Annotated in this window: 21 protein-coding genes; 11 read left to right on the forward strand and 10 right to left on the reverse strand. The window is 38.4% G+C overall.

The features are described 5' to 3' along the window. The first annotated feature begins 225 nt into the window (after positions 1–225). The 3 genes from carA to greA all read left to right on the forward strand — a co-directional run bounded on the left by carA (position 226) and on the right by greA (position 5,220). The gene (gene carA / locus EOK74_RS05285; RefSeq protein ID WP_133468884.1) at positions 226–1,371 is read left to right on the forward strand and encodes a glutamine-hydrolyzing carbamoyl-phosphate synthase small subunit; all 1,146 of its coding nucleotides are present in this window, start codon (positions 226–228) and stop codon (positions 1,369–1,371) included. Positions 1,372–1,415: 44 nt separating this feature from the next. Then, positions 1,416–4,634, forward strand: coding sequence for a carbamoyl-phosphate synthase large subunit (gene carB / locus EOK74_RS05290; RefSeq protein ID WP_133468885.1), 3,219 nt, complete (start codon positions 1,416–1,418; stop codon positions 4,632–4,634). A gap of 109 nt (positions 4,635–4,743) precedes the next feature. After that, entirely contained in the window at positions 4,744–5,220 is a 477-nt protein-coding gene (gene greA / locus EOK74_RS05295; protein WP_133468886.1) for a transcription elongation factor GreA, read from the forward strand. Positions 5,221–5,319: 99 nt separating this feature from the next. Here the strand turns inward: greA and EOK74_RS05300 are convergent, their stop codons facing one another. Continuing rightward, positions 5,320–6,069 carry an NUDIX domain-containing protein gene (locus tag EOK74_RS05300; RefSeq protein ID WP_133468887.1) on the reverse strand — a complete coding sequence of 250 codons (750 nt, stop codon included), beginning with the start codon at positions 6,067–6,069 and terminating at the stop codon, positions 5,320–5,322. Between the two features lie 11 nt (positions 6,070–6,080). Further along, positions 6,081–7,115 (reverse strand): MBL fold metallo-hydrolase, encoded by a 1,035-nt coding sequence (locus EOK74_RS05305; protein ID WP_133468888.1) that lies wholly within the window; start codon positions 7,113–7,115, stop codon positions 6,081–6,083. Between the two features lie 790 nt (positions 7,116–7,905). On the opposite strand from EOK74_RS05305, the gene EOK74_RS05310 reads away from it, so the two are divergent. The 3 genes from EOK74_RS05310 (at position 7,906) to EOK74_RS05320 (ending at position 12,617) form a co-directional block, all read left to right on the forward strand. Continuing rightward, the gene (locus EOK74_RS05310; protein WP_133468889.1) at positions 7,906–8,415 is read left to right on the forward strand and encodes a hypothetical protein; all 510 of its coding nucleotides are present in this window, start codon (positions 7,906–7,908) and stop codon (positions 8,413–8,415) included. Positions 8,416–8,538: 123 nt separating this feature from the next. Next, positions 8,539–9,291: a fimbrial biogenesis chaperone gene (locus EOK74_RS05315; protein ID WP_133468890.1), complete on the forward strand. Its 753-nt coding sequence runs from the start codon at positions 8,539–8,541 to the stop codon at positions 9,289–9,291. Positions 9,292–9,383: 92 nt separating this feature from the next. Continuing rightward, positions 9,384–12,617 (forward strand): SPOR domain-containing protein, encoded by a 3,234-nt coding sequence (locus EOK74_RS05320; RefSeq protein ID WP_166638720.1) that lies wholly within the window; start codon positions 9,384–9,386, stop codon positions 12,615–12,617. A 72-nt stretch (positions 12,618–12,689) separates the two neighbouring features. On the opposite strand, the gene lnt is transcribed toward EOK74_RS05320, so the two are convergent. From lnt to miaB, 5 genes are all read right to left on the reverse strand, one after another. Then, on the reverse strand, positions 12,690–14,213 hold the full coding sequence (lnt, locus tag EOK74_RS05325) for an apolipoprotein N-acyltransferase (RefSeq protein ID WP_133468925.1): 1,524 nt from the start codon (positions 14,211–14,213) through the stop codon (positions 12,690–12,692). Between the two features lie 28 nt (positions 14,214–14,241). Next, positions 14,242–15,102 (reverse strand): CNNM family magnesium/cobalt transport protein CorC, encoded by an 861-nt coding sequence (gene corC, locus EOK74_RS05330; protein WP_133468892.1) that lies wholly within the window; start codon positions 15,100–15,102, stop codon positions 14,242–14,244. Between the two features lie 77 nt (positions 15,103–15,179). Further along, on the reverse strand, positions 15,180–15,668 hold the full coding sequence (gene ybeY / locus EOK74_RS05335; protein ID WP_133468893.1) for an rRNA maturation RNase YbeY: 489 nt from the start codon (positions 15,666–15,668) through the stop codon (positions 15,180–15,182). An 11-nt stretch (positions 15,669–15,679) separates the two neighbouring features. After that, a complete protein-coding gene (locus tag EOK74_RS05340; protein ID WP_133468894.1) occupies positions 15,680–16,723 on the reverse strand; it encodes a PhoH family protein in 1,044 nt (347 codons plus the stop codon). A 48-nt stretch (positions 16,724–16,771) separates the two neighbouring features. Further along, the gene (gene miaB / locus EOK74_RS05345; protein ID WP_133468895.1) at positions 16,772–18,199 is read right to left on the reverse strand and encodes a tRNA (N6-isopentenyl adenosine(37)-C2)-methylthiotransferase MiaB; all 1,428 of its coding nucleotides are present in this window, start codon (positions 18,197–18,199) and stop codon (positions 16,772–16,774) included. A gap of 251 nt (positions 18,200–18,450) precedes the next feature. On the opposite strand from miaB, the gene kdsA reads away from it, so the two are divergent. Next, on the forward strand, positions 18,451–19,302 hold the full coding sequence (gene kdsA / locus EOK74_RS05350) for a 3-deoxy-8-phosphooctulonate synthase (protein WP_133468896.1): 852 nt from the start codon (positions 18,451–18,453) through the stop codon (positions 19,300–19,302). Between the two features lie 129 nt (positions 19,303–19,431). Here kdsA and EOK74_RS05355 read toward each other — a convergent pair whose 3' ends face one another. Then, positions 19,432–19,722, reverse strand: a complete 291-nt coding sequence (locus tag EOK74_RS05355) for a hypothetical protein (RefSeq protein ID WP_133468897.1) — start codon at positions 19,720–19,722, stop codon at positions 19,432–19,434. A 220-nt stretch (positions 19,723–19,942) separates the two neighbouring features. Here EOK74_RS05355 and EOK74_RS05360 point away from each other — a divergent pair, with 220 nt between their 5' ends. From EOK74_RS05360 to rlmM, 4 genes are all read left to right on the forward strand, one after another. Further along, positions 19,943–20,851 carry a transcriptional regulator GcvA gene (locus EOK74_RS05360; protein WP_133468898.1) on the forward strand — a complete coding sequence of 303 codons (909 nt, stop codon included), beginning with the start codon at positions 19,943–19,945 and terminating at the stop codon, positions 20,849–20,851. Beyond that, positions 20,832–21,452 carry an alpha/beta family hydrolase gene (locus EOK74_RS05365; RefSeq protein ID WP_133468899.1) on the forward strand — a complete coding sequence of 207 codons (621 nt, stop codon included), beginning with the start codon at positions 20,832–20,834 and terminating at the stop codon, positions 21,450–21,452. Before EOK74_RS05360 ends, EOK74_RS05365 begins: the two co-directional genes overlap by 20 nt. A gap of 137 nt (positions 21,453–21,589) precedes the next feature. After that, positions 21,590–21,961 (forward strand): DUF423 domain-containing protein, encoded by a 372-nt coding sequence (locus EOK74_RS05370; RefSeq protein WP_133468900.1) that lies wholly within the window; start codon positions 21,590–21,592, stop codon positions 21,959–21,961. 3 nt (positions 21,962–21,964) lie between these two features. Then, on the forward strand, positions 21,965–23,038 hold the full coding sequence (gene rlmM, locus EOK74_RS05375) for a 23S rRNA (cytidine(2498)-2'-O)-methyltransferase RlmM (protein WP_133468901.1): 1,074 nt from the start codon (positions 21,965–21,967) through the stop codon (positions 23,036–23,038). Between the two features lie 157 nt (positions 23,039–23,195). On the opposite strand, the gene EOK74_RS05380 is transcribed toward rlmM, so the two are convergent. Both EOK74_RS05380 and recN read right to left on the reverse strand, forming a co-directional pair. Beyond that, on the reverse strand, positions 23,196–23,552 hold the full coding sequence (locus tag EOK74_RS05380; RefSeq protein ID WP_133468902.1) for an outer membrane protein assembly factor BamE: 357 nt from the start codon (positions 23,550–23,552) through the stop codon (positions 23,196–23,198). Positions 23,553–23,669: 117 nt separating this feature from the next. Next, positions 23,670–25,343: a DNA repair protein RecN gene (gene recN / locus EOK74_RS05385; protein WP_133468903.1), complete on the reverse strand. Its 1,674-nt coding sequence runs from the start codon at positions 25,341–25,343 to the stop codon at positions 23,670–23,672. Between the last annotated feature and the right edge of the window lie 7 nt (positions 25,344–25,350).

Here is a 25,350-nt window from a genome sequence, read left to right on the forward strand (position 1 = left end):
TACACTTTTTAACAAATGGGCGTGGATCTAAAACGATTCGGCATGTATAATGTTGCGAATTTGCCAAAATTTAGTGAAGTCGTTTGATTTTCACCCTTTTAAAGATAGCAAATTGACAAAATGTTCATATGAATCATATGTTTGCATGAATTTATTGGGTGCTGTTAAATTTGTCAAAGCACAGCACCCTAGGTTAACCCGTTAATAATAAACCTGGAGGTTGATTTGGCTAACTCTGCCCTTTTAGTACTTGAAGATGGCTCTGTCTTTAAAGGTACTGCAATTGGAGCTTCTGGTGTATCCGTGGGTGAGGTTGTATTCAATACCTCAATGACTGGTTATCAAGAAATTCTAACCGACCCTTCTTACGCTGAACAAATTGTCACCTTAACTTATCCCCATATCGGTAATACCGGTATCAATGAAGAAGATTGTGAATCTAATAAAATATGGGCCAAGGGCCTGATTATTCGTGATTTACCATTAATTGTTAGTAATTTTCGTAGTCAAAAAAGCCTTTCTGAATATTTAGAAGAAAATAACATTCTTGGTATTGCTGATATCGATACCCGTAGATTGACCCGCATACTGCGTGATAAAGGGGCTCAAAATGGCTGCATCATCGCTAGTAACACTTTAGATACAGTAGAACTTGATGAAGCGATGGCTTTAGCAAAAGCAAAAGAATTTGCTGGTCTTAAAGGTATGGATTTAGCAAAAGAGGTAACCTGTGACGAATCATACCAGTGGACCGAAGGAAGCTGGGTTTTAGGTGAAGGTTATATTACCGACCAAGAGCGTACTGATTTTCACGTGGTGGCATACGATTATGGTGTAAAACGTAACATCTTAAGAATGTTAGCTGACCGTGGCTGTAAATTAACAGTAGTACCTGCTAAAACCACTGCAGAAGAAGTGCTAGCCTTAAAACCCGATGGTGTATTTTTATCAAATGGACCTGGTGACCCAGAACCATGTGATTATGCTATCGATGCAATTTCTACATTGTTAGAAACAAACATTCCTATATTTGGAATTTGTTTAGGCCACCAATTATTGGCTTTAGCCAGCGGCGCTAAAACCATAAAAATGAAATTTGGCCATCATGGTGCTAACCATCCAGTAAAAGATATAAAAGGTAATAGAGTGATGATCACCAGTCAAAACCATGGTTTTGCAGTAGATGAAGCAGACTTACCTGCTCACCTTGAGGTGACACATGTGTCGTTGTTTGATCAATCTTTACAGGGTATACATCGCACTGATAAGCCAGCGTTTAGCTTTCAAGGTCATCCTGAAGCAAGCCCTGGTCCTCATGATGCTGCACCTTTGTTTGATCATTTTATTGAGTTGATGCAACAAGCTAAATAGCACGCCATATTAACAGCACAAAATTTTATAGAGTAATTAGTGACATGCCAAAACGTACCGACTTAAAAAGCATCTTAATTATAGGCGCTGGGCCAATTGTAATCGGCCAAGCCTGTGAATTTGACTATTCAGGGGCACAAGCCTGTAAAGCGCTTAGGGAAGAAGGATACCGAGTTATCTTGGTTAACTCGAATCCTGCAACCATAATGACAGACCCTGAAATGGCTGATGCAACATACATCGAGCCTATTCATTGGGAAGTGGTTAAAAAAATCATTGAAAAAGAACGTCCAGACGCGGTGTTACCGACTATGGGGGGACAAACCGCTCTTAACTGTGCACTAGATTTAAATAAGCATGGTGTATTAAAAGAGTTTGGTGTTGAGATGATTGGTGCCACGGCTGATGCCATTGATAAAGCAGAAGACCGTGAACGTTTTGATAAAGCCATGAAGTCTATTGGCCTTGAATGTCCCCGCGCTGAAATCGCACACACAATAGATGAAGCTTTTGATGTTAGTACACGTATTGGGTTTCCTTGTATTATTCGCCCTTCGTTTACTATGGGTGGCTCAGGCGGTGGTATAGCTTACAATAAACAAGAATTTAAAGAGATTTGTACCCGTGGTTTAGACCTTTCTCCCACCTCTGAGTTATTAATCGATGAGTCTTTAATCGGTTGGAAAGAGTACGAAATGGAAGTGGTCAGAGATAAAGCAGACAACTGTATTATCGTTTGTACCATTGAAAACTTCGACCCTATGGGAGTGCACACCGGCGATTCTATAACGGTTGCTCCAGCACAAACATTAACAGATAAAGAATTTCAAATTATGCGAAATGCGGCGATAGCTGTATTGCGTGAAATAGGTGTGGAGACCGGCGGTTCAAACGTACAATTTGGTGTGGACCCAGAAACTGGACGGTTGGTTATTATAGAGATGAACCCCCGTGTATCACGTTCATCTGCATTAGCATCAAAAGCAACGGGGTTCCCCATTGCTAAAGTGGCTGCAAAACTTGCAATAGGTTATACCTTAGATGAGTTGGCAAATGATATCACCGGCGGTTTGACACCTGCGTCATTTGAGCCGACTATCGATTATGTTGTTACCAAAATACCGCGCTTTAACTTCGAAAAATTTGCTGGTGCAAATGACCGTTTAACCACACAGATGAAATCTGTAGGTGAAGTCATGTCTATTGGTCGTAACCAACAAGAATCACTGCAAAAAGCACTGCGTGGCTTAGAAGTTGGCGTAAATGGTTTAGATTCAATCATCGATATAACTTCTCCAGACGCTAAAAATATTATCGTTCGCGAATTGCGTGAACCAGGCGCTGAACGAATTTGGTACATAGCAGATGCCATACGTATGGGCATGTCAGTTGATGAGATATTTACCCTTACTAATGTTGATAGATGGTACTTAGTTCAAATTGAAGAACTCATTATTTTAGAGCAAAAGCTAACAGAGATTGGGTTGTCAGCTATTGATAGTAAACTTATGACTACTCTTAAACGTAAAGGTTTTGCTGACTCACGTATCGCAGAATTAACTGGTGTTGATGAAGTTGACGTGCGCGAAGTGCGTCGTGGCTATGATATCCATCCTGTCTACAAGCGAGTTGATACTTGTGCTGCTGAGTTTTCTTCAGATACTGCTTATATGTACTCAACTTATGATGAGGAATGTGAAGCAAATCCATCTGATAGAGATAAAATAATGGTCATCGGTGGCGGTCCAAATAGGATTGGTCAAGGTATAGAATTTGATTATTGTTGCGTACATGCTGCTCTAGCAATGCGAGAAGATGGTTACGAAACCATTATGGTGAATTGTAACCCTGAAACGGTTTCTACAGATTACGACACATCAGACCGATTGTATTTTGAGTCAGTTACTTTAGAAGATGTGCTAGAGATAGTACGTATTGAAAAGCCTAAAGGTGTAATAGTGCAATATGGTGGGCAAACTCCACTCAAACTCGCTAGAGACTTAGAAGCTGCAGGTGTGCCTATTATTGGTACGTCACCTGATGCTATTGATAAAGCTGAAGACCGTGAACGTTTCCAAAAAATGGTCAATAAACTTAATCTTAAGCAGCCAGCCAACGCCACTGTTAGCAATATGGAGCAGGCATTAGTTGCAGCTGAGAAAATAGGCTTTCCATTAGTGGTACGCCCTTCCTATGTGTTGGGGGGCCGTGCTATGGAAATTGTTTACGACTTAAACGACCTTAAGCGCTACTTAAATAACGCTGTTAAAGTATCAAATGATTCGCCAGTATTGTTAGATAGATTCTTAGACGATGCCATTGAAGTAGATGTGGATGCCATAAGTGACGGCAAAGATGTCATTATAGGTGGCATAATGGAGCATATTGAACAAGCGGGTGTCCACTCTGGTGATTCGGCCTGTTCATTACCTTCTTATTCTCTGAGTAGTGATATTCAAGATGTGATGCGCCAGCAAGTTAAAGCCATGGCTTTGGAGTTAGGTGTTGTTGGCCTTATGAATACCCAGTTTGCTGTTAAAGACGGTCAAGTGTATTTGATTGAGGTAAACCCAAGAGCGGCACGCACGGTTCCATTTGTATCAAAAGCGACGGGTATTCCTTTAGCCAAAATTGGTGCTCGCGCCATGGCAGGGCAATCTCTTGAGTCTCAGGGGATTACTAAAGAAATTATTCCCCCATTTTACTCTGTGAAAGAAGTAGTGTTACCTTTCGCTAAATTCCAAGGCGTTGATCCTCTACTAGGACCTGAAATGCGCTCTACTGGTGAAGTTATGGGGGTAGGTGAGAGCTTTGAAGAGGCTTATGCTAAAGCTAACTTAGGCGCTAGCCAACCTATACCTACTGGTGGTAAAGCCCTTCTTTCGGTACGCTTAAATGACCGTAATCGTGTTATTGAATTAGCGCAAATAATGATTGCCAAAGGGTTTGAGCTTGAAGCTACTTCGGGTACTGCTAAGGTGTTAACTAATGTGGGTATAGCTTGCAGTGTGGTTAATAAGCTTAGTGAAGGTCGTCCGAATATAGTTGATGCTATTAAAAATGGTGAGTATTGTTATATAGTGAATACCACAGAAGGTCGTCAAGCTATTGATGATTCTGTTTATATTCGTAAAGAAGCGCTGTTAAATAAAGTGTCTTACACCACGACTATGAATGCTGCTTTTGCAACAGTAAATGCTAACAAGGCAGATGACAAAGCACGGGTTACCTCTGTGCAAGAGTTACATAAACGTATTCATTAATCCTCCCAAGTAAGTAGGCTGAATGTTTAGTGTTGAAATTAGACATTTAGCCCTTATTGTGTAGATATAGTTTTATCTATTAAATAACAAAAATAAGAGAGTTGTTGATATGACCCAGTATCCAATGACAGCGAAAGGCGCAGAATTACTGCGTGAAGAGTTGAAACATTTAAAATCTGTAAAAAGACCCGAAATTGTTAAATCTATCGCGGAAGCTCGCGAACACGGTGATTTAAAAGAAAATGCTGAATATCACGCAGCTCGAGAACAACAAAGTTTCTGTGAGGGGCGTATTCAGGATATTGAAGGCAAGCTTTCGAATATTCAGATTATTGATGTCACCAAAATGCCAAATAATGGCAAAGTTATTTTTGGTACTACAGTTACCATTATTAACTTAGATACCGATGAAGAAATTACTTACCGCATTGTAGGTGAAGATGAAGCGGATATTAAAAATAACTTAATTTCTGTGGGCTCTCCTATTGCTCGAGGTTTGATTGGCAAATCTCTTGATGATGTTGTTAATATTCAAACTCCTAAAGGAACCATAGAGTTCGAAATTTCAGAAGTTGAATATATTTAGTTTTTAGTGCTGACTTCTAAAGTTAATAAAACGAAGCCTTGTGCTTCGTTTTTTAGTTTAAGAATGTGGGTACTTCGCACCTAAATCAATGGCCACAGGTTATGGAGCATCAGGGCCAGCTAAAAACATTTCGTGTTTTAAATTAGAGAATTGGCTCAGATCTAATGTTGATTTAACTAGGCCTTTACCGTTGAGTAACGATTTAACTAAGTATTTATTAAATAGGTTGTTGTTGTCATCGCTCAAATACCCTTTAGGTGTGATCCACTTGGCGTCATCTATTTCTTGGGTATCTAGAATATTAATGTCTTCTGATAATGGGGTTAATTTACATATTATGTAAATATTGGATTTACCAAAGCGGTAAGGGTGAGTGCTAGCCATACCTAAAATTGTATCAAATGTTGTGTTAATTCCAGTTTCTTCAAGTACTTCTCTAATCACTGCATCTTCTATTTTTTCACCTAACTCAATGTGGCCTCCAGGGAGTTTATAATTTCTAGCGCCGTGCTCTTTAATTACCAGTATCTCACCATATTTGTTTTGTACTAACCCTCCTGCTCCCAGCGAGTGAGTGGGGATAAAGGGTACAAAGTCTTCTGGATTAGTTTTAAACACTAATGTTACTTCTTCAGGTAAACAGTTGTGAAATGTAAAGCCTTGGTCTATTGAAATTGAGATTAAGTGCGATAAGTTGTTAGGTAAGGTTAACCAAACAACAGCTTTATTCTGTTGTTCGGTATGTCTTAAAAGCGCACTTAATTGGTTTGAGAATATCTCGCTGTTTTCAGGTATTTGGTCACTATTTATAATGACACCGTTAAATTGATTGTATTCAAAAGCTAACAAAAATGTCTCTCTTATTTTAGGGTGAAAATAAACTGCCCCTTGGCATTGAGCTCGCGACTGCATTCACCTGCAAAGTACAAATAATTGAGGTGGGCAAATGACTCGGCGATTGCGAAGAATATATTACGTGAGTTTAGCTTACGCTTAAATAACACAGGCAAACATTGTTCGATGGTTTTTCCTTTTTTACAGAAGTCTCTTAAATTATCTAAATGATCATGATGGTGATTAATCAGTTCATTGACTCTAGTGTGCAACCCATAAAAAGGTTGTTTATGTGAGGGTAAAACCAAGCAATTTTCTGGTAACTGCATAAATTGAGGTAAGGTTTCAAGGTACTGTTGTAAGGAATTCGCATCTGGCTCAGTATTGTATACTCCAATATTAGGAGAAATTCCCAGAAGTATATGATCGCCGGAAATTAAAATATTAGTTTTAGCATTATACAAGCAAACATGTTCGGGTGAGTGACCTCTGCCAATGTAAACCAGCCAGTTATTGTCACCTATAGCTAATGTATCTCCCTCTTTTAATCGCTTATATTGAAGGGGAATAGGCTTAATTACTCGTCCAACACCGGTACTATCTTTTTTATTTTTTTTAGCCGTTGCAATATCATCGGTTGATATACCGCATCTAACTAAGTACTGCTCATCTTGCCAGTCTGATGCTCCTCTTGAGCCTGCAGCGATAGCGCGTCCGACAAAATACTCATCATGGCTCATGTAAAAAGGTATCCGAAATTTTTCAACTAAATATCCAGCCATACCAATATGATCAGGATGCATATGAGTCACGATCACTTTTGTAATAGGCTTATTTATAGTTTGCAGTAACTTTTCCCAGATATCAGTGGTTTGCTGGGTGCCTATACCCGTATCAATTAAAGCAAACCCCTCCTGTTCAGCTTGATTATCTTCAATTAGGTAAAGGTTAATATGATCTAAATCGAAAGGAAGGGGCATTCGTAACCAAAATATACCTGTGGCAACCTCTTGAAGTATCCCTGCTGCCGGTATTTTTTTATCAATAAAACTTAGTTCCATTGTATTCTTCTCCGTTTCGACATCTTTAGGCTATGTATAATCGTTAATTAAGTAGCCATTAGAGCTAAAAAATCTCAACACTTCCAAGCACAATTATGTATTGATAAACATCATACTTTTTGATTAAGGGCTAGATATTGTAAAAATTAACTTTAAAAAGCCTTTAGAGTTGATTGGATAATTAATTAAGTTCAATTGAGTGAGTAGGTTGCCCCATCTTTTTAAACTTTGGGCACTGATAATTATTTGAATCTGTTTCATTTCTTAAATTTTTAATCTAAACCATAGTTTTTTCGGTATGTTTTCATATACCAAAAATGGTGTTTTGGGTCCACAAATTACCCATAAAGATAAATATAAGCCACCGCAAAAATTTTCTGAAAGTCTCTATCAGACATAGGTATTTGAAATGATACGCTAATATTTTGGATTGTAAATTATGTGTTTTGCTTAAGTTTCATAATGGTTGATAAATTGTAATTGCTTGTAAGTTGTTGTTTTTATTGTGTTTATAATTAATATGATATTTTGTATGTTTTATGTGTATGGAGTTCTTTATTACTCTAATACTTTAGTCTTGTTTTTCTATTTAACTGATTTATATGGATATTTTTCTATTTCAAAAGCTTTGTTTATGCATACCTATACTTTTTTGAGATAAATTTCTATGTTCAAATAGTTTCCGTTGATTAGGAACATACATAAGCCACAACGGCATAATAAAAATAACTTAACTTTTCTAGTATCGGATGACTGAGTAGTTAATATCTAAAAATATTAGGGTATAAAAATGAATAAGAAAATCTTGGCTGCAGCACTACTAACAATTACTTCAAGTTCTGCTTTTGCAGCAAGTGAAACATTCCAAGCAACTGTAAATGCACTCTCAGATTCGAGTATTGCTAATACGACTGGATTACATTTTGGTGCGATGCAGCCTACTGCTGGTTCTGTTTGTACTATGGATGATGCTGGTGCGATATCAGGAGATTGTGATGCATCAAATGGTAATATTGCTATTGGTTTGGTTACTGTTTCTGGCCTTACCGCAAACACGCCTTTAAATGTAACTGTGTCTGGTAGTGCAGGGTCTAACGTAACATTTGCTTCAGTGATTGATATTGATAACGCCACTGGAACTCATGACGCTATTGTTGATGCAACAACAACTGCTGTTGTAACTAATAGTACTGCAGATGATTTGGCTATCAATATTTATGGCTCTATGACTGTCGATACTGTGTTAACCCCTGGTGATACTTATACAGCTGACTACATTGTTGATGTTTCTTTTCAATAAAAGTTAATCTATGAAAAAAGGCGGCATCTATGCCGCCTACCGCTTATCTACAAATTCGTTTTTGAGTATATAGCAGGCTCTCGCCCATTATATATTTATGTTTTATTTTGGATTATCCGAGCAATGGTAAATTTGATTAAGATACTCACCCCTTTAGTTTTATTCATACTTTCACTAAATGTTAATGCGAATGTCGCACTATCTAAACATCGTTTGTTTTTTGACAATAATACTCGTACTGAAGCATTACAGCTTAGAAATACAGGCTCGGTTACCATGGAGTATAGTGCCGAGTTATCATTAGTTGAAATGACTGAGGAGGGGACACTACGTAAGATTGAAGCAGACCCATTCTCTGCAATAAAGCTGTTACGATTTTCACCCAAGCGAGGCACGATAGCACCCGGTGGTAGGCAGGCATTACGTTTTGCAGTTAGAAAACCTGCTAATTTACCAGTCGGAGAATACCGAGCTGTATTAAATCTAACTAGCACCTATACAGGCGGAAGCCTAGGTAATGTCAACCTGAATACAAAGCTCGCATATAACGTTCCAGTCATCATTCGTCATGGTAGAACAGAGGCGACAAGTGAGCTTCTTGAGCCAAAACTTGTGATGCTTGAAGACGTACCACATATCGAGGTTTGGCAGAGTCTTGATGGGAATCGATCATTATTTGGTAATTTTATTGCTACTGATAAAAATGGAAATGAAGTTGGGTTAGTTAATCACATAGCAGCTTATATGCCATTGAGTCGTCGTAAAGTTTTAATCCCGTTAACCAAAGAAGTATCTGGTTTGGTTACGATCAAATATAATGAAATAGCGGAATTTGGTGGCAGTATAGAGTCAACTACCACGCTTGATATCGAATAGCTTGGAGTGGTGCATTTCCCCAAAGTGTCTATTTTCGTTTATTGATGTTCGATAAAATTAAGCTGTTTTATCATCAAAATGTAAGTTTATTGGTGAGTTCGGATAAGTATGTTTGTTACTTATTTTTACTCATGATTTTTCTATGCCTGTTATCTCCTAAAGCAATGGCGATAGAGTGTAAAAAACTAGCAAACTGGCAACGAGTAGATATTAATGAAGATGCATTACTATTACCCGTACTTAGATTAAATGGTAGACCCATTTCAGCTAGTATTGATGTGTTTCCCCACAATGATCGATTCATGGTGCCCGTTTCGTCTCTAGAGTCGGTTTTTAAGTTAGGTTGGAGTATCGATATTGCTGCAGCCACCTTCAATTTTAACAATTCAAGTCAGCTTATTGATTTTTGTGATTTTGACATTGACCTAACAGAGCAAGACGATCCCCATGGGTATTTTTGGGCGAGAGATGATTTTGATATCTATATAGATCTTAGAGCCTTGGATACGATTTTAGGGGGGAGTTATGCTTTTAATTATGAATTACTCCACTTAAATATATTTAACGATAAGCCTTTTCCTGGCTTAAAAAATGAAGTTACCGTCACTGTGCCAACGTTCGAAGGACCAGCGGAAATGCAACCTTCTAGAAGGGTTGCCGATCAATATCATGTTATTTCTCCCCCTTTAATTCACTATAGGGTCAATGGTTCTCATGATTCAAGCTTAGGTACATCAAAGTTAAGTGGCAATTTAAACAGCTTTTTTGATTTATTTAAGCACGAAACTGAGCTGCGTATAAACGCTAATCAAGATACCAGTAATCAATACCTGCGGCTAAGTAAAAATTTAGACATCAGTGGCGCTGACCAATCCGTGAGCCTATTAAGATACGAATTAGGGGATATACAGTTACACAGTGATGAGCTTATCTATAGCTCCAAACAAGGTGCTGGCGTATCTATATTTAATTTCGATCCAAACTACTCCCGCTCATTTACAACTTCAACACTAGAGGAGGTTGTACTACCTGGTTGGAGAGTACAATTGTTTCGAAACGGTCAATTTATAGCAGAGGTGTTTAGCGACGATGAAAATAGAGCCGTGTTTGAAAATGTTGATACATTTTATGGCAATAATTTGTTCGAGTTTAAATTGTATGGACCTGAAGGTCAGCAAGAAACCCGAACTCAAACCATCAATGTTGGCAATGAACAGCTATCTCCTGGCCGGTTTAACTATTTAGTAAATGTATCAGATGCAAGTAAGCGTTTTATTGATGAAGATAATGAAGAGAGCACATTTGACAAAAATGTTTCTGGATTAATTTCCTATGGATTAACTGGTAATACAACAATAGAAGCATCCGTTCATTCGTTGCAGGGAGCAGGACAAAAACAAAAATACCTATCTTCAGCTTTATATATGAATTTCTCAGCTGCAGCGTTCAAGAGTCAAGTTGTAAAGGATCTGAATGCCGGCGGTGCGATTTTTACTGGTATTAATACAAGCCTTTTTGATAATAGATTACGTGCGAACCTAAGTTATCGGATTTTTAATAACTTTGAAAGTGATGCTTATGCCGCTTCTCGTGACTTAAAATCAGAAACTCGTACGCGCTTTAATGGAAGGCTTGATTGGTTAAGAGGCGCTAGCTGGGGATTAAATTACTTGCATCGTAGCTATAATAACCAATCAGATGACAACGTATATTCAGTCAATTTTAATAAAAACCTACTAGGTGGGACATTTTCAACAACACTGAGTCGAAATGAAGGTATTGAAGATGAAACCTTAGGACAGACCCTTTATTGGTCGAAAAATTTTTCTGGATGGCAAATATCTAATTCAATGTCTTGGTTGCCCTTTGATAATCAAAAGGTTTTAAATTACTACTCTAATATTCGATGGCCTCAGCAATATATTACTTATAATGAAAGTAGAATTGATTACAGGCCCTCAAGGGAACACAAATTTGAATTAAGACACCAACTGAATTGGAGAAGAAAACAGTTTAATTTACAGTTTGGTACAACTGTAAATAATGGTGGTGAGTGGACAGTGAACATTGGTATCGCTGGGGATATCGAATACAACCCTTATGAAAAGGCCCTTGATTTTTACCAACCTAGGGGATCGAATACAGCTAATATAAGGGCTTTTGCTTTTTTAGATAATAATCGTAATTCAATTTTTGATAGTGATGATTCAGCATTAAATGCTGTGACTGTTTCTGGAAATCATGCATGGCGAGAGTTAAAAACCAATCAAATGGGGAACATTCAATTAGCAACGACAAAGCGTGAGCAAAGAATTTCAATAGATGACGCTAGTTTACCTGACCCATATATGTCTGCGATCGACGAAATGGTTTTGGTAAATACGCACAAGGGAGGCGTTAATACCGTTTCCTTACCCGTAGTGACCTTTAACGATATTGAAGGGGCTGTTTATCGAGTGAAAAATAATAATAGCCGAGGTGCATCCGATCTTAAAATACGCTTAATTAATCAAGATTTTGAGCTTATAGCTGAAACTATTTCAGAAGTAGATGGCTTTTTCTTTTTTACACAAATACCCCCTGGGCATTACCAGATTCAAGTCGACCCTGATTTCCTTACCCTAAATGAATTAACCATTTTAAATCTACCAAAAATTATTGAAGCTCCAAGTGAGGGAGATTCAGTGAGGATCAACGATCTCTTATTAGTTAATCTGGTTACAAGTGAGTTTGCTGAAATTGTTACATCAGAACAAAAAGAGTTGTACTTTGTTCAGCTTGGCGCCTTTAAGAAGTTTCGGTCAATTTATGAAGTGATTAAATATCTACCAACCGATGAGTTTAATTTAAAGATATTCCGTAATCATGAAACAGCCATGAGCCATGTTGCAATAGGTGGATTTAAAACAATCGATGAAGCAAAAAGAGCAATAAAGCGGATAACCCATATACAGCCACTTAAACATATTTTTATTACTAGAGGTGAGAGATATTATTCTTCAGGGTGGGATTTAGAGTTTCAACTGAATGATTTTAGTGATTATATAAATGCTTCTCATAAAAAAATAAAGTTAGCGGACCCTAAAATGCGTCTATGTCAGCTAGCATCCTATCGTTCAATGACCTCAATAAGGCAAGTTTTGTTTGATAATCAACCCAATGTACATATTGTCAGGCGTTTAGTTTCAGGTAAGCGTTTTTATACACTATTGGGAGATTTGAAAAAGACATCTAAAAGTTGTGCATCTGAATTTCAGGGCCTAACTCCGGAATTGCCGATTGAAATTAGTATCAAGAAAATAGTGGCAAGCTTAGATGAGTCTTAAAGGCTATAAAAGTGTGTGGCGATTATTAAGCTATTAGAAGATGAGGGGCAACCCAAAAAGCACGGCTTGGTACTAGCGATACTTTTTAAACCACAAAGCGACTAAAAATAATATTAAAGATAAGCTCCAAATAGTGATATTTCCAAATGAGCGGTACAAGGTGTAACCGGATACTTGCTTAATTTGGTCGCTAAGCACGGCCGCTTCAAATTGTGGTAATCGACTTTGGACTTCTCCGGTGTGATCGATAAAAGCAGTAATGCCATTATTGGTTGCACGTAATACTGGAAGACCAAATTCTTTTGCTCTGACTTGGGCAATTTCTAAGTGTTGGTCTGGTCCATGTGATGCACCAAACCAAGCGTCGTTACTAACGGTAACGATAAAATCTGTGTTGTGGTATAGGTTGGCAGATATCTGTGTTGGAAAAGCAATTTCAAAACAAATAGCGGGAGCAAAGTGATAGCCTTTTGCGAGTAAATTTTCTTGTTTATGAGCGCCTCGACTAAAAGAAGACATGGGCAAGTCAAAGATGGGGGCTAAGCCTCTTATCCAGTTTTCAAATGGAATGAACTCACCTATGGGGAGTAAATGATGCTTCGAAAATCTATTATTATGGAAATAGTGATAGTGCCCTTTATTGAGGTTTTCATGTTCAGTTGAAGGTGCATTTTTTAGGCCGAGTCCAATTAAATTGTTGTAAGCTTCTCGGGTTTCGAAGTTGTAATTGACTATGCCTGTTATAAAACCAGCTTGATTTTTAGCCGCCACTTGGTCAAGCTCTACAAGGTACTCTTGTGCAATGGGCTCTAGCTTTGGAATGGCAGCCTCCGGCCAAATTATGACATCACTTTCCCAATATGCTTCTGTCATATTGCGATATTTTTCCATAGTGGGTTGGTCTTGTTCAGGAGTCCAGCGCAGCTCTTGTTGGATATTACCTTGGACCATCGCAATATTAACGAGTTCGCCCGTAGGTTTAGCCCATTGGTAGGTATTTAACACCGCACCTGAAACAAGCATCACAGAGGTTAACAAGGCTAGTTGCAACCATTTTTTGCTAGGTATCCAAACGGCTATGCTGGCACAAAGCAGCGCAACTATAGTGCTCACACCTATTTCGCCTATTACTGGCATCCATCCCGATAGAGGCCCTGTTAGCTGAGCATATCCTAGAGATAACCAAGGGAAACCAGTAAACAACCAGCCTCGTAGTGTTTCGAAAAACAGCCAAATAAAAGGTAGCGCTAAAGGCCAGTGTTTAATATCAAAATATCTTTTTATTAATAAACTCGCTAAGGCAGGGTAAATAGCTAAATAACTACATAAAAGCAGCATTAAGGCAATGGAGGCGATTAAAGGAATGCCTCCAAAATCCGCAATGCTTACGTGGACCCAACTAATACCTGCACCAAACCAGCCTAGCCCAAAGGCAAAGCCTAATTTAAAAGCTTGGTTTTTTGGTACACTTGATAATAGGTAGATAAAGCTAGAATAGCCCAGTAACATTAGCCACCAAAGAGAAAAGGGGGCGTAACAAAAAGTTAAGCTAACACCAGATAGTAAAGCGAGAAATAACTTCCCTTTTAATGGCATTTGCTTAACTTTTGACAAGGTGTTGTTGTTAGCCTTCATCTTCTGGCAAAGTAACCTTTAACTGCAGTAGCCTGCGTTTATCGGAGTTAGTTACTTTAAATTCTATGCCATTTATGGTGACTTTTTCGTCTCTTTGTGGAAGGTGGCCGAATGCTTTTAGAACAATACCGCCAATAGTGTCGGCATCTTCTTCATTAAAGTTAGTTTCAAAAAACTTATTGAAATCCTCTAAAGTAGTTAATGCTTTTACTGAGTAAGTGTATTTATTAAGAGGGCGAATACCGTCGTAATCGTCTTCTTCTACGTCATGCTCATCTTCTATTTCACCAACAATGAGTTCTAGTATGTCTTCAATGGTAACTAATCCAGAGACACCACCATATTCATCAACAACTATGGCCATGTGGTAGCGTTTTTGTCTAAACTCTTTTAATAATACATCCACACGTTTACTTTCTGGGACAATCACCGCAGGACGTAATATATTTTTTAATTCAAACTCTTTGCCTGGGATAAATGCATACTCTAGTAAGTCTTTAGCGAGCAATATGCCTTCAATGTGATCTTTATCTTCATTAATAACGGGAAAACGTGAGTGTGCCGACTCCAGTAATATGGGGAGAAACTCTTCCACATTTTGATCGATTTCTATGGTTCTCATTTGTGCGCGAGGGATCATGATGTCCCTTACTCGCATCTCACTGACTTCCATGACACCTTCGATCATTTCCTTGGTTTCAGGATTGATGACCTCGCGTTGCTCGGCTTCTGCAATGACACCAAACAACTCTTCCTTATTTTGCGGCTCTCCCGTAAAGGTCTGGACTATCTTATCTATCCAGCCTTTGTTGGCAGAACCGTTTGTAGACGGGGGATTATCTTCGCTCATGATCTCGTTATTTTGTGGTTTAGTAATTATATTAACAAACTGTTGAAGCTTAGCTTGCTGTATCTAGATCTGCATCATTAATGATCTTGGTAGGGGTCGTCAATGGATAATTGTTTTAAAATGGCAATTTCTATTGCTTCCATTTCATTTGCTTCTGCTTCTTCAATATGGTCAAAGCCTAATAAATGCAAGCAACCATGGATAATCATATGTGCCCAATGATCGAGGTTTTGTTTGTTTTGTTGTTTGGCTTCAGTCTCTACTACTTGACTACAAATGACTAAATCGCCTAAAAATGCTGGCATTTCATCTAGTTCACTAACATCTGATTGAAAGACAATATCTGGCATTTCAAATGGAAAAGACAATACATTTGTAGGGCTGTCTTTTCCTCTAAACTCGCAGTTAAGTGCCTGACTTTCTTTAATATCAACTATGCGCACTGTGATTTCTTGCTGAGTTAAGTTTTGATGGAGTAGGACGGTATCAAGCCACAACTGCACATTGTCTAGAGTAGGAATAACCTTAGAGGTTGTGGCGATTTGTAAATCAATAATTGCGCTCACAGAGTCATCACTTAAGTATTGTCCTGCTGCTTGGCTAAGGCTTCCTGTTGTGCTTTCTTTTCAAGGCGCTCTTTTTCTTTTTGGCCCTCGTATTCTTCATACGCTGTTACAATTCTGGCAACAACTGGGTGACGAACCACATCTCCGGCGCTGAAAAAGTTAAATGAAATATCATTTACATCTTTAAGTACTTCAATAGAATGTCTTAGCCCTGAGCGTACCCCACGTGGTAAATCTACTTGAGTAATATCGCCGGTAATTACCGCTTGAGAGTTAAAACCAATTCGAGTTAAGAACATTTTCATTTGTTCAACCGTGGTATTTTGGCTTTCATCTAGAATTATAAAAGCGTCATTTAAAGTACGGCCACGCATATAGGCGAGGGGAGCAACTTCAATGACATTACGCTCAATGAGTTTTTCTACTTTTTCAAACCCCAACATTTCGAACAAGGCATCGTATAAAGGTCGTAGGTAAGGATCGACTTTTTGCGAGAGGTCTCCCGGCAAAAAGCCTAATTTTTCACCCGCTTCTACCGCTGGGCGAGTTAACAAAATACGACGAATTTCTTGTCTTTCTAATGCTTCAACTGCACAAGCTACTGCTAGATATGTTTTACCCGTCCCTGCAGGTCCAATACCAAAACTAATATCGTGATTCATTATATTAGCTACATACTGTGACTGATTAGGATTGCGAGGTTTAATCACGCCGCGCTTAGTTTTTATATGGATTTCTTTACCGTAATGACCCGCTTCAGCGCGCTCTAGGCATTTTGATTCTTGGATTGCTAAATGCACTTTATCTGGTTGAATATCGGGTATTTCGCCTCTAATGGGCTGAGTTTCTAAATATAGCAATTTTAGTAATTCGACAGCCCCACTAGACTGCTGAGGTAGACCAGTCACTTTGAATTCATTATTTCGGTAGGTAATTTCTACCCCAAGCCTACGCTCTATTTGTTTGATGTTGTCATCAAATGGGCCACATAAACTTGATAAACGTTTGTGGTCTGAAGGCTCTAATAAAAATTCACTGCTTGTAAGTTCGCTCAAGTATTTACTCTCTACTTTTTTATGTGTTTATTTATTTATTTTTTCAAATTAGGGGGCGAAGGTCGCTACGCCTAATTCATCAATGTTTGCTGCGTTTTTAGCTAATAAGGTCTGCGGTGATAGGTCATTACGTAAATCCATTTCGGCTTCAGTTCTAACAAGGTCGCCACGTAAAGAGTTAGCAAATACATCCGTGATTTTGATATCAACAAATTTTCCTATCATATCTGGGGTACCTTCGAAGTTCACCACACGATTGTTTTCGGTTCTTCCACTAAGCTCCATTGGGTTTTTCTTAGATGGACCTTCCACTAAAATACGTTGTTCGGTATCAAGCATATTTCGAGCAATACGCAAAGCTTGTTGGTTAATACGTTGTTGTAATAAACTCAAACGTTGCTTTTTCGTATCTTCGGTTACGTCATCAGGCAAATCTGCAGCTGGTGTACCCGGTCGAGCACTATAGATAAAGCTGAAGCTTAAATCGAAATCCATGGCTTGAATCAAATTCATTGTAGCTTCAAAGTCAGCGTCGCTTTCCCCAGGAAAACCTATTATAAAATCCGAAGACATACTTAAGTTAGGTCTGATTTTTCGTAATTTACGGATTTTGGACTTGTACTCAATAGCAGTATGGCCACGCTTCATTAGGTTGAGAATACGGTCAGCACCAGACTGTACAGGCAAATGTAAGTGGTCTACTAATTCAGGAATATGGGCGTAGGCTTCAATTATGTCATCTGTAAATTCGACTGGATGAGAGGTGGTATAGCGAATACGATCGATGCCATTGATCGAAGCTACTAGCTCTAACAATTCGGCAAAAGTACAAATGCTACCGTCATAGTTAGGACCCCTGAAAGCATTGACATTTTGGCCAAGTAGGTTGACTTCACGGACACCTTGCTCAGCTAATTGGGCGATTTCTAGTAATACATCATCAACTGGGCGGCTGACTTCTTCACCGCGAGTGTAAGGCACAACGCAGAAAGTACAATATTTAGAACAGCCTTCCATAATCGATACAAAGGCAGAAGGGCCATCGGCTTTTGGCTCGGGTAAACGATCAAACTTTTCTATTTCTGGAAAACTTACGTCTACTACGGATTTATCACCGCCTTTAATTTGATTAATCATTTCAGGCAAGCGATGCAAGGTTTGAGGCCCAAAAATTACATCTACAAATGGAGCACGCTTACGGATAGTTTCGCCTTCTTGAGACGCAACACAACCACCTACACCTATAATCAGGTTTGGCTTATCTTTTTTAAGATTTTTCCAACGGCCTAACTGATGAAAGACTTTCTCTTGGGCTTTTTCGCGAATAGAGCAGGTATTTAGCAAAATCACATCAGCGTCTTCGGCTTCTGTTGTGGCCTCATATCCATGGGTAGAGTCTAATAAATCTGCCATTTTTTCCGAGTCATACTCGTTCATTTGGCAACCCCAAGTTTTAATAAATAGCTTTTTTGTCATAACAGATTTTTAATTTACCCTACCATTTGCAGACGCCCACTCATATTGAATGAAGGCCTAATTCTACGCACTAAAAACGAACCGCGCATTTTACTTGGTATTTGTATAAATCGCTACTTTTAGCGCAATCTAAAGCGGTTTTGAATTAGATGTTGAAGGATAAGCTGTTTTGTAGTGATTTTGGGATATCTTGAAGGCTTTTGAGTTGTTATGCTAAACACAATTAATAACAAAGAGTTAAATAAGTTCAGATGCAAAATTTACAAAGTATTTCTGTTGGTGAAATTAAGATTGCTAACGACAAACCTTTTGTGTTGTTTGGTGGTATGAATGTGCTTGAGTCTCGTGATATGGCAATGAAAATTGCTGAGCATTATAAAGAGATCACCGCAAAACTTGATATTCCTTACGTGTTTAAAGCGTCTTTTGATAAGGCAAATCGTTCTTCGGTTAATTCTTATCGTGGCCCAGGTATGGAAAAAGGGTTAAAAATATTTGAAGAAATTAAAAGCACGTTTGATGTGCCTTTGATTACTGATGTACACGAACCTCATCAAGCAGCGCCAGTAGCCGAAGTTGTGGATGTTATTCAATTACCAGCTTTTTTAGCCAGGCAAACTGACTTAGTTGTAGCAATGGCTGAAACAAATGCCATTATTAATGTCAAAAAACCACAATTTTTGGCAGCCCATGAAATGCGCCATATCATTACAAAGTTTGGCGAAGCGGGAAACGATAAAATAATATTGTGTGAACGAGGTTCGTGTTACGGATACAATAATTTAGTGGTTGATATGCTTGCTATGGATGAGATGAAAGCTTACGCACCTGTTATTTTTGATGCTACCCATGCATTACAGAAACCTGGGGGGCGCACTGACTCTGCTGATGGTAGAAGAGCTCAAGCTGCGCAACTTGCGAGAAGTGGAATGGCTTTGGGTCTAGGTGGATTATTTATTGAAGCGCATCCTAATCCAAATGAAGCTAAATGTGATGGACCCTGTGCATTAGCCTTAGATAAGTTGGAACCGTATTTACAGCAAATGAAAGCGTTAGATGATTTGGTAAAAAGTTTTGCACCTTTAGATACGAGTGCGAAATAGTGAGTGTTATAAAAGTTTGAGTTAAGTAAGTTTGCTGTGTCGGCGCCAGAATGCATCTGATATGCAATGGTTCGACACAGCGCTAACTTACTAAATCAATGTTAACGAGCAGACAACCTTAAATATGTATTAGTCAGCAATGACTACTTTAAATTTAATTTTCTGTAATTGTTCGTTGTTGCTACGAACTAATTCATTCGTTTGTAATTCTAGTGCTGCAGAATTCATTTCTTTAGCAATATCTGCTTGTGAGACAGGTGCCTCAGTAAAGCCAAGCATAGTATTAATATTTTGCTTGATTTGAGCTTCAAGGCTAGATTCTTGAAAGCTTTCATTGATTTTTGCATTGGCAACAGAAGTCGATAAAACCGTGACAAGTAATAAAGAGCTAAGTAGAGCTTGTGTAAATATATTTTTCATTTTGTTAACCTTAAGTTTGTTAATGTAAGTTATATAGAATTTTTCTAGTTTAGTTAATCTGCTTTGGAAGTTTGTTAATTGTTTTAAAACAACTAATTTCTTTCACGGGTTAAATTCTATACAAATTCTAGGTTTTTATAAAATGACTATTTGTATTGTTGCGCATTAGAAAAACTAATGCTTAAATAGGCATTAATAATTATTCACGGTTTCTTCATAAATGCCCAGGCGATTACCCCCTTTAAATTCACTAAAAGCCTTTGAGGCTGCGGCTAGGCACTTGAGCTTTACCAAGGCTGCAGATGAGTTATTTGTGACTCAAGCGGCGGTGAGTCATCAAATAAAAGCTTTAGAAGACTTCTTATCAATGAAATTATTTGTACGTAAAAATCGTGCTTTATTTTTGACTGAAGAGGGACAGAGTTATTACCTTGACCTAAAAGACATATTTCATGCATTACATGAGGCTACTGATAAATTGGTAGCAAAAGGGGAGAAAGGTGCGATTACAGTAGCGCTGCAAACAAGTTTTGCTATTCAGTGGTTAGTGCCCAGAATCAATCAATTTACGCAAATTAATCCAGATATAGATATCAGAATAAAAGCGGTTGATGGTGACGAAGGCTTCTTAACGGACGATGTTGATGTGGCTATCTATTTTGGGAGAGGCAAGTGGCCAGGTTTAGTGGCAGACAAATTACATACTGAATATTTAACTCCTGTTTGCTCCCCCTTGCTATTTCAAGGAGACAAACCATTAAATAAGCTAGATGACCTTTCTAAGCATGTATTATTGCATGACTTATCCAGGGAGCCTTGGGAGGGCTGGATTAAACACTTTAATGTTTTAGGGGTAAATGTAAATCAAGGGCCAATCTTCAGCCACTCTATGATGGTTCAACAAGCAGCGGCTTTAGGGCAAGGTATAGCCTTAGGGCATAGTGTTCTCGCGAGGCAAGAAATCGAAGCTGGCCGCTTAGTGTGCCCATTTGAAGAGAAATTAATTGTAAAAAATGCCTATTACTTAGTGTGCCACCAGTCTCAGGCAGATTTAGGTAAAATTACCGCATTTCGCGAGTGGCTATTAGAAGAAGTAACGGCAGACCAAATTGATCAAGACTTTTATTAATCAGGCAGATAATGCCATTGCAACTTTAGTGTTTGCTCATGGCGCAGGTGCTGGGCAACATAGTGAATTTATGGAACGTGTGGCAGATGGAATTAGCAAGTACCACATAAATGTAGTGCGTTTTAATTTTGCATATATGGCTTTAGCTGAAGAGTTACGCAAAAGGCGGCCGCCAGATAGAGCCGATAAGTTAGTAGCCTACTACCAGACCGTCTTAAAAGAACTCGATAGCAGTTTGCCGGTTTTTATCGGTGGTAAGTCAATGGGGGGCAGAATAGCGAGTTTGGTGTTAGAGAGTTCTATTGCTAAAGGCTGTATTTGTATGGGATATCCGTTTCATCCACCTGCTAAACCTGAAAAATTGCGTACAGAGCATTTAAAGCAAATAGGTAAACCTGTCTTAGTATTACAAGGTGAGCGAGATACCTTTGGAACAAAGCAAGAGATACAAGGTTATGCAATGTCTCAAAGAGTTCAGCTTAGGTACCTGACGGATGGTGATCATAGTTTTAAACCGAGAGTTAAGTCTGGGATGACATTGGCACAAAATCTAGAAATAGCAATTCGAGAGTCGGTGTCGTTTGTAAATAGGAATGTATGAGACTAAGCCATATTTTAACGCCACATTACCGTTACTAGATATTAGATTAGATAGTTAGTTAAGGTTTTTGTTACCATGCCCTCAAGTTTTTAAATCTAGCTTCACTTTTTGAATACTCTGTTACTAGCGAGTTCTGAATGAAAATTATCTTGTTTTTTGCAGCCTTTAGCGGAATGTTATCGGTTATTCTGGGGGCTTTTGCGGCCCACGGCCTCAAAAATAAACTATCTACAAACATGCTGGATACCTTTCAAGTAGGTGTGCAATATCAGATGTACCATAGTCTAGCGTTAATTCTATTGGTTATTTTATATCGTCAAATGCCCCAAGCTTTGTTGTTATATAGTGCTGGTTTTATGATCGCAGGTATTATCTTTTTCAGTGGTAGTTTATACCTGCTGGCTATGACACAGATTAAATGGTTTGGTCCAGTTACACCACTTGGAGGCTTATTTTTTATTGTGGGCTGGGCGTTATTGTTGGCTTCTGCTTTAAAGGGAGTGAATTAAATTATGGCAGGTTTAGTTTTATATTGCCGTAGTGGTTTTGAAAATGATGTTGCCAATGAAGTTCAAGATAAAGCAAGTCTATTAAATGTGTATGGCTACGTTGAAGCAAAAAGTAATAGCGGCTTTGTTTTGTTCCATTGTTATCAACAAGAGCACGCAGAGCTCTTAAGTAAAAAGTTAGATTTTAGGCGATTGATATTCGCTAGGCAGCACTTTGCTTGCCAGCAAGTTATTGAAAGTATGGATATAACAGACAGAATTAGCCCTTTAATAGAGGCGACTGCTGATTTTCCATTATGTGGTGAATTAAGAGTTGAGTATGCAGATACAACAGATGGTCGAGAGTTATCTAAATTTTGCAGAAAGATTAGCGTACCTTTAAGGCAAGCTCTGCGTAAAAAGAATAAGTTAACCAATAAAGACAATCCTAAAAAGCCAGTTTTGCATGTGTTTTTTACCAGAAATGACAAAGCTTATATTGGTTATTCATTTACACATAATAATTCTCCTTTGCCCTTAGGCATTATGCGATTGAAATTTCCCTTTGATGCTCCTAGCCGTTCCACATTAAAGCTAGATGAGGCCTTTCAAACATTTATTCCAAAGGATGAACATGGAACCCGTTTACAAGGAGGCCTTCAAGCTGTTGATTTAGGTGCATGTCCCGGTGGTTGGACATATCAATTGGTGAAGCGAGGCATGTTTGTACAGGCTGTCGATAATGGTGCTATGGATGAAGGCTTAATGGAAACTGGGCAGGTGACATACTGCCCAGAAGATGGATTTAAATTTCAGCCTAAAAAGAAAAATATTTATTGGTTGGTATGCGACATGATTGAACAACCACAACGCGTGGCTAAACTAATGGCTACTTGGGTGGCCGAACAAAGTTGTAAAGAAGCTATGTTTAACTTGAAGCTACCTATGAAAAGACGTTATGAGTCGGTACAGGGAGCATTAGACATAATTGAAGAAGTAATGAAAAGTGCAAATGTTGGCGGTTACCAAATGCAAACCAAACACTTGTATCACAACAGAGAAGAGGTAACTGTGCATTTAAGGTTATTAAATGGCTAATAAAAAGTGATGGGGATATTTAGGACTTACGAAGGGTAAATCAATAAAAGTCCCTTGGGTAAAGTAACCTAGAGCCTTTCATAAATATTAACTCATTTGACTTTAGTCTAAGCTTATCCGATTAACTTTGAGTTAATCGGATAACTAACAAATAAATTTATTGATCTAAGGGAATATCAAACTCTTCGGATAATTCAAAATCACCGCTTACCTTAGCAATTTTGTTATCCACAAATTCTATGGTGAGCTCCTTACGAAAATCTTCACCACGTTTTTTCATACCCCGCTTCATTTTGTAAATGTAGTACCAAGTGTCATGATCAAAGGCATCTTCTAGCACGGGTTTGCCTAATACATATTCAACCTGTTCTTTGGTCATATCAATTCTAAGTTTTTTAACTTCTTTTTCGTCTAAAAAGTTCCCTTGGGGTATATCAATACGAAAAATCCAATCGGCACAGGCTGATAAGGTCATGGTGGTTATTAAAACAACTAATAAATTCTTAAACTTCATTTTTACTCAATATCTTGGCGTTTGAAAAAGCAATAAATCGCGATTGATGGGATAAACCCTTCAACATTTGGCGAAGCATCCTAACCCAGCCACAACAGCTCAATCAATGCTTAATTTCTAGGAATTACTGATTTCTAGTAATTCTCTGGCATTAGCCATCGCAGACTCGGTTAGTGTGTCTCCTGCTAGTAGACGTGCCAACTCTTCAATTCGTTCACTTTCTTGTAAAGAAATCATATGAGTTTCTGTGGTATTTTTATCGCTGAACTTAGTAACAAACATCTGATTGTGAGCTCTGGCAGCCACTTGAGGTAAATGGGTAACACAAATAACTTGGGTCGATTCTCCTAGTTTTCGGAGTAATTGGCCCACTACAGAGGCAGTTGAACCACTTATTCCACTGTCTACTTCATCAAATATCATAGTAGCAATATCACAACTACTTGAACTAATTACTTGAATGGCTAAACCTATACGAGATAATTCACCACCAGAGACAACTTTTTCAAGATTATCTTTCGCCTGGCCTTTATTGGTAGATACCATAAAGTGCACACTGTCTAATCCTAAATTATGAGGGGTACCTTGCTCATCATAATTTATTGCTATCTCAAATTCAGTGTCAGCCATATTCATTTGATGAACATGTTGCTCTACTTCTTTAGCAAAGGCTTTTGCTGATTTTTTCCGAGATGCACTTAATCGTAAGGCTGCTTTTCGATAATCACTTTCAACAACCAATAATTGTGCTTTTAACTCCTCTAATAATGAATCATCTTGAACTAGGTTTTTGTATTCAGCACTTAATTCTTGATGAAAGTCATATAAAGATTCAGGTTGCACGTTATGTTTACGAGATAAGTTAAGAGCCTGAGAATATCTCGCTTCAACATTTTGCATTCTCATTGGGTCTATTTCTAACTGCTCGGTATAGGCCCTTAACTCATTTGCGGCTTCGTCAATTTGAATACTTGCTTCGGTTAGCATAGTAACAATGGGCGTTAGGCTAGGGTCGTGCTCTTGTAACTCGCTTAACCTGTCTACACTGCTTTGTACGGCTGATAATGCATTAAAGTCATCGGCTTCGTAAAGCTGATGAAAACTGATTTGGCTTTGCTCTAATAAGGTTTGGCTGTGACTTAATTTTTTATGTTCACTTTCTAACTCATGAAACTCACCTTCCGTTAATGCAAACTCGTCCAGTTCTTGTATTTGATAAGACAGTAGTTGGCTGCGATCAGTCCTTTGTTGTTGTCCTTCAAGCAAACTTTGATACTGTCGTTTTTGAGTTTTTAGGGTTTGATAGCTGGCCGACGCTTTCTCTATCAGGTGTTGATGTTCAGCATATTGATCCAGTAAGTTTCTTTGGTTGTCATTTTTTAGTATATGTTGATGAGCATGCTGCCCATGAATACTTAATAAAAATTGCCCGAGACTCTTCAATTGTTGTAGTGGTACTGGCGTACCGTTAATAAAGGCTTTTGAGCGTCCCTCAGAAGATACCACTCGTCTAATAATTACCTCATCTGCATCTGTTAGCTCATGCTCTTCTAGCCAGTTTAGTGCGCCCGCTAGGTTCTTTACGTAAAAAGTGGCACTGACTTCTGCTTTGGTCGCACCAGTTCTCACCATACCGCTATCTGCACGCTCGCCTAGGCATAAACCTAAAGCATCAACAGATATAGACTTACCTGCACCAGTTTCACCGGTAATGGCAGTCATGCCTTGGGTAAAATCGACATTTAAGGTTTTTACAACGGCAAAATTGCGAATAGATAAATGAGTAAGCATGAGACAT

This window comes from Paraglaciecola marina, assembly GCF_004360155.1.
Lineage (GTDB): Bacteria > Pseudomonadota > Gammaproteobacteria > Enterobacterales > Alteromonadaceae > Paraglaciecola > Paraglaciecola marina.